This window comes from Lentilactobacillus senioris (assembly GCF_026798195.1).
In the GTDB taxonomy this organism is placed as follows: Bacteria; Bacillota; Bacilli; order Lactobacillales; family Lactobacillaceae; genus Lentilactobacillus; species Lentilactobacillus senioris_A.
On record NZ_JAPQEZ010000017.1, the window covers coordinates 1 to 5,911 of the forward strand.

Annotated in this window: 6 protein-coding genes and 1 pseudogene; all 7 read left to right on the plus strand. The window is 44.7% G+C overall.

The window, feature by feature from the left end; translation table 11 throughout:
- Positions 1 to 482, plus strand: a 482-nt coding sequence (locus OXT66_RS09345) for a recombinase family protein (RefSeq protein WP_268597038.1), incomplete at its 5' end; no start/stop codon positions are given.
- Positions 483 to 630: 148 nt separating this feature from the next.
- Positions 631 to 783, plus strand: a pseudogene (locus OXT66_RS09350) (DNA adenine methylase); the annotation flags it as partial.
- A 100-nt stretch (positions 784 to 883) separates the two neighbouring features.
- On the plus strand, positions 884 to 1,807 hold the full coding sequence (locus tag OXT66_RS09355; RefSeq protein WP_047021683.1) for an IS30 family transposase: 924 nt from the start codon (positions 884 to 886) through the stop codon (positions 1,805 to 1,807).
- 237 nt (positions 1,808 to 2,044) lie between these two features.
- Complete coding sequence (gene nrdJ, locus OXT66_RS09360) at positions 2,045 to 4,294, plus strand: ribonucleoside-triphosphate reductase, adenosylcobalamin-dependent (protein WP_040537491.1); 2,250 nt, start codon at positions 2,045 to 2,047, stop codon at positions 4,292 to 4,294.
- A gap of 166 nt (positions 4,295 to 4,460) precedes the next feature.
- Complete coding sequence (locus tag OXT66_RS09365; RefSeq protein WP_008210697.1) at positions 4,461 to 4,736, plus strand: hypothetical protein; 276 nt, start codon at positions 4,461 to 4,463, stop codon at positions 4,734 to 4,736.
- 100 nt (positions 4,737 to 4,836) lie between these two features.
- Positions 4,837 to 5,373: a cob(I)yrinic acid a,c-diamide adenosyltransferase gene (locus tag OXT66_RS09370; RefSeq protein ID WP_071665521.1), complete on the plus strand. Its 537-nt coding sequence runs from the start codon at positions 4,837 to 4,839 to the stop codon at positions 5,371 to 5,373.
- Between the two features lie 14 nt (positions 5,374 to 5,387).
- A complete protein-coding gene (locus OXT66_RS09375; protein WP_268597039.1) occupies positions 5,388 to 5,903 on the plus strand; it encodes a FadR/GntR family transcriptional regulator in 516 nt (171 codons plus the stop codon).
- The last annotated feature ends 8 nt before the right edge of the window (positions 5,904 to 5,911 follow it).

Here is a 5,911-nt window from a genome sequence, read left to right on the forward strand (position 1 = left end):
TAAGTGGAGCTAACACTAATCGGCCAGAACTGCAAAAAATGCTCGCCTATGTTCGCGAGGGTGATATTGTCCTGGTCACTGAATTAGATCGCTTAGGCCGAAACAACCAGGACTTAACTAAGATCATGAACACCATTCAAAATAAGGGGGCCACCCTAGATGTGTTAAACTTGCCGTCCATGACAGGGATTGCGGATCCTAATTTACGCCAGGTCATGACGAATCTCATTATTGAACTGTATAAATATCAAGCTGAAAGCGAACGTAAGCGGATCATTGAACGGCAGCAACAAGGGATTGCCCTCGCTAAACAGCAGGGTAAATATCATGGTCGGAAACCTCAATATGCCGAAGATGATCCCCGTTTACTACATGCTTTTAAACTTTACCAGACGGGCATGAGTGATGTAGATGTTGCCCGTAATACCGGGATTAAACGGACAACCTTTATCAGATACCGAAAGAAATTCGATGTGCATTGAACCGGTTTACATGAGATAATCAGAATAGATTAGAAGCCCTGAAACAGGCGTAAAATAACAAATGCTTAAAAATGATGCTACTGGAAGTTGGTCGCATCTTTAATTAGTATTTAAATTAAAAATTAGAATCTAAAGGAGAACTTATATAATGACAATACACAAGAATCCTTTAGTTAAGCCCTTTGTCAAATGGGCTGGGGGAAAGCGACAATTATTACCAGAGATAAAACGTTATTTGCCGTCAAAAATTAAAAATTATTACGAACCATTCGTGGGAGGGGGCGCTGTTTTTTTGGATATGGTAGATTGTAAAATTTAAGTTGAACATATTAGTGGACAGAAAAACCCATAAAGGTCTTTAATGGTGTCACCACAACATTCCACTAGAAAGAAGGACCTTTATGAGCACCACTATTTTATCATTTGAAGACTGCGTTGTCATCGAAACACTTCATCATGAAAAGCACTCACTTCAATATATTGCCGATTATTTAGGCTTTAGTAAAACCACTATCTTTAATGAGGTTCATCGCTTAGCTGGTGAGTATCACGCAGTTAAGGCTCAAACTGACCATGAAGTTAAACTTAGTCATCGTGGTCGTAAAACCATCTTAACGACTAACCTAAAGCGATTGATTGAAGAAAAAATCAAGATCCAAAAATGGTCAATTGAACAAGTGGCTCATGTAGTTAGAATTGCCTACAAAACCATCTATAACTGGATTGATCAGGGACTACTGGATATTAATGTGACCGATTTACCTGACCATGGTATTCGTCGCAAACGAGCTAAAGAAACCCGTGGTACTTTTAGTCATGGACGTTCCATCGAAGATCGTCCAGCTGAAATTTCTGATCGTAATACTTCAGGTCACTTCGAAGCTGATACAGTTTTATCTGGAAAACGTAAAGGTCAAGCAGTAGCTACGTTTGTCGAGCGTAAGAGTCGGCTTACCATCGTTAAACGGCTTAATGGACGAGATAGTACTTCAATGACCAAGGCTATTTTAGAAATGGCTAACCAGTTAGGAGATAATCTCAAGACCCTTACTGTTGACCATGGGAAAGAATTCGCCAACTACAATTTGATTGAAGAACAGACCGGTGTTCCGCTGTACTTTGCGCACGCTTATTCGCCACATGAACGAGGCAGTAATGAAAATCGCAACCGAGTACTACGCCGCTTCATTCCCAAAGGTCAACCGATTGATGAGATTACCGATGATGAATTGATTCAAATTAACTGGTATTTGAATTCCCGACCACTCAAATGTTTAAATTGGCGAACACCGATTGAGATCTTTTTGCGTGATCTGCGTTACTAAATTTGTTCAAGTTATTTCTTGCAATCTGCCATTTTTAAACCCAAAATATTTTTTATCCACGCCAAGCCTTGTCGCCTCGCGGTTCATCGGTTCATCTGACGATTTCTCTTAGGCACAATATATTGCTTATCAGTCCGCATCGAGATACTATATATAGTGTCGAATCGATCAAAAGCGACTGAAACAAAGTCAATATGAGTACAAGAAATACTTATGAAAAGTACGGGAGGAATCGTTATGCAAGCAATGAAACTTTCATCAGTTTCACTATCTGATGAATTTATAAATCGAGTAAAAAGCGAAATCACACCGCACTGGGGCGAATTAGGCTGGGTTACATATAAGAGAACTTACGCCCGTTGGATCCCAGAGAAGCAGCGGACAGAGAACTGGGACGAAACCGTTAAGCGGGTTGTCGAGGGCAATATCAACCTCGACCCACGACTTCACCAAAACAATGTGGATCCCCAAGTAGTCAGTGAATTAACCGACGAAGCCAAGAAGCTTTACAAATTAATCTACGGCCTTGCTGCCACCCCATCAGGTCGAAACCTGTGGATCTCAGGAACCCCTTATGAGGCTCGCAACGGAGATGCCCTGAACAACTGTTGGTTTATCGGCATTCGCCCACAACCATACGGTGACAGCCACATTATGCCCGAATATTTGAAGAAGGATCAGCCAGCCGTTTCAATGCCATACTCCTTCATGTTTGACCAATTAATGAAGGGCGGCGGTGTCGGTTTTTCTGTCGTTAAAGAAAACGTTCATAAGATTCCGTTGGTCAACAACGAAGTCAACTTAACCATCGTGATTGACAAGAATAGTAAATCCTATGATGCTTCCCTCAAAATGGGGGCCGTTGACAAGGACGCCTACTTTGAGAAGCATTCAATTACCGATGCAGCTTACTATCGCCTGCCCGATACCCGCGAAGGCTGGGTTCTTTCAAATGCGCATCTGATTGACCTGCACTTTGCTTCAACTAATCCAAAGGGTCAAAAGAACCTGGTTCTTGATATGAGTGACATCCGTGAAAAGGGTGCTAAGATCAAGGGCTTTGGTGGAACTGCCTCTGGTCCAATGCCGCTCATTGAAATGCTATTTGACATTAACAAGATTTTGAACGCCCGCGTTCGTCGTCACTTGTCATCCGTTGACATGACCGATATTGGCAACATGATTGGTAAGACCGTTGTTGCCGGAAACGTTCGCCGTTCTGCCGAATTAGCATTGGGCTCCGCCGATGATGAGGATTTCATCACCATGAAGCAGGACCAAGAAAAGCTCATGCATCACCGTTGGGCTTCTAACAACAGTGTTGCCGTTGACTCAAAATTCAGCAATTACGGCCCAATCGCCGATTCCATTCAACATAATGGCGAACCCGGCATCGTGAACTTGGAATTATCCAAGAACTACGGCCGGAAAATCGACGGCTTGCAAAAGGACATCGATCCAAACGTTGAGGGGACTAACCCATGTGGTGAAATTTCACTTTCAAACGGTGAACCATGTAACCTCTTTGAAGTCTTCCCTTACGTTGCCAGCCAGCAAAATTGGGACCTCGATGAAGCCTTTGCTTTGGGGACTCGTTTCTCCAAACGGGTTACTTTCAGCCCATACGACTGGGAAGTTTCTCGTAAAGCAATCAAGAAGAATCGCCGGATTGGTATCTCAATGTCCGGGATTCAAGACTGGATTTTAAGCGAATTAGGTAACCGGGTCGTTGTTGGTTACGAAGACGCCAAGGATCCTGAAACCGGCGAAGCAATCAAGAAGCCGATTTACGACAAACGTGCGGTTAAAATGGTTGATGGTTTATACAAGGCCGTTGTGAAAGCTGATAAGGACTACTCAGATGAACTAGGCTGCAACACCTCCCTCAAACACACAACCGTTAAGCCATCAGGGACCGTTGCTAAATTAGCCGGCGTTTCGGAAGGCATGCACTTCCACTACGCCCCTTACCTGATTCAACGAATCCGGTTCCAAGATTCTGATCCGTTGCTGCCAGCATTGAAAGCTTGCGGCTACCACGTTGAAAAGGACGTTTACTCCAAGAACACCATGGTTGCTGAATTCCCAATCCGCGCTGCTCACGCTGACAGCAAAGCCTTTGCTTCAGCTGGGAACGTTTCGATTGCTGAACAATTTGCCACCCAGGCATTCCTGCAGACTTACTGGTCCGATAACGCGGTTAGCTGTACCGTTACATTCCAACCAGATGAAGGCGACCAGATTGCCCCACTGATGAAGCAGTACCGCTTCACCACTAAGTCAACGTCGTTATTGCCTTACGTTGGTAACGAATTCAAGCAAGCTCCTAAGGAACCAATCGAGCCAAAAGTTTACGAAGAAAAGGTCATGCAGATCCACGGTGACGTTCAACGGACATTTGAACAGTTGAGCGGTAACCATGATCAAAAGGGTGCCGAAATTATCGGTCAAACCGACTGTGAAGGCGGCGCCTGCCCAATTAAGTAATAATGATCTTTTAAATTTGAATCATCCAATCACCCATTTTACGGCGGTGATCCAAGAACGGAAATCTGACCAAAGGTTTCCGTTTTTGTTTGGCGAAAACCCGTCCTGGGCGCTTGACGGTCGCGATTAGCAGCGTTAAATTACCATTATGTGAGGAGGTAATCATTTGAACCCATTCAAGAAGACGGAAAAACAGCGTGAGGAGTTTCTTCGCAATATTCGCTTTATCGACAAATCCGTGTTTGGCACGTACACGCCCGACCCGCAAAATTCCCCTCGAGAAGAACAACGCCGGATTAAATCAATCAACCGCGAATACCATCACGAAATTCGGCGGGAAAAGGGCGAAATGCGGATTCTCCATTTTAAATTATTTATGATGGGCCACGAGCGCCTTTCTGCATTTGTGCAGGCAATCATTACCGGTCGGCAGCCTCATTAGGTGCCACAAATTTTTCATTTTCCAAAATTAATTATCGCAAAATGCGCAAAATTAGCTTATGATAAATCTACTGACCCTTACATCCAAAGGAGCGACACACATGGTAAAAATCTACACTAAAGTCGGTGATCACGGTAAAACCAAGCAGGTCACCGGTCGAATGGTCCCAAAGTATGACTTACAGATTGAAGCGCTTGGGGCCATCGATGAACTGGACTCTTGGTTGGGTTATGTGATCTCAATCTTGTCACCCAAAGCTCAAGAATTAGCGCCTAAACTTAATCTCATCCAGCACAACCTTTACGAACTGCAAGCGGACATCACCGTCAAGCGCCACCATGAAATTACTGACGAGAAGACCAAGCAGTTAGAGACCGAAATCGATGCCATCATGGCCAAATTACCTGTAATCAAAGCGTTTATCCTCCCTGGTGGTAACCCGTCAGGGGCCGCGTTGCAGTATGCCCGGGCATTAGCTCGGAAGGCCGAACGATTAGTCGTTGAACTCAACGATAAGGCCCAGCCATTGAATGAAGAAATTCTCGAATATCTGAACCGGCTTTCAGACTATCTATTTGCATTAGCTCGTTATGCCAACTTGTTGGAAGGTTATGACGAGGAAAAAAGTAAGCTTTAATGAGGTGTTAGGAAGTGCCAACCATCCAGAACAATCAATCAAAGTCCCAGAGTTTAGCGGATAAGGTTTCCCAGGAAATCGAAGCCGCCATCTTAAACCACGAATTAGCAGTTGGTGATCGGCTCCCCACCGAACCGAACTTAATGGCGCAATACAATGTCGGCCGTTCAACAATCCGCGAAGCTATCAAAGTACTCGCCAACCTCGGCTTAATCGAGGTTATTCAGGGAAAGGGCACCACCGTAATCCACGACACCCTGCCCGACCCAACCATTTCAAAAGCGTTACGGGAAGCGCCGGCAATTGAAGCCTACGAAGCCCGCAAGGCCTTGGAAATCAGCATCGTCAACCTTGCCTGCCTGAACCGGAACGCAACCGATTTGAAGGCCCTGGGCTATTATCTCGAAATTCGGGCGGCAGCTGCCAAACGTCATTCAATCGAAGCCTATCGTCAGGCGGACGAAAAATTTCACGAAGCAATTATTGAAGCCGCCCAGGCAAATTCTATAATTAATCCGAACAGAAATTAAAAAGCCCA

What these genes read in the sequence shown, in the direction of transcription:
- nrdJ (WP_040537491.1), top strand. Translation starts at nt 2,045, where the DNA reads ATGCAAGCAATGAAACTTTCATCAGTTTCACTATCTGATGAATTTATA.
- OXT66_RS09355 (WP_047021683.1), top strand. Translation starts at nt 884, where the DNA reads ATGAGCACCACTATTTTATCATTTGAAGACTGCGTTGTCATCGAAACA.
- OXT66_RS09370 (WP_071665521.1), top strand. Translation starts at nt 4,837, where the DNA reads ATGGTAAAAATCTACACTAAAGTCGGTGATCACGGTAAAACCAAGCAG.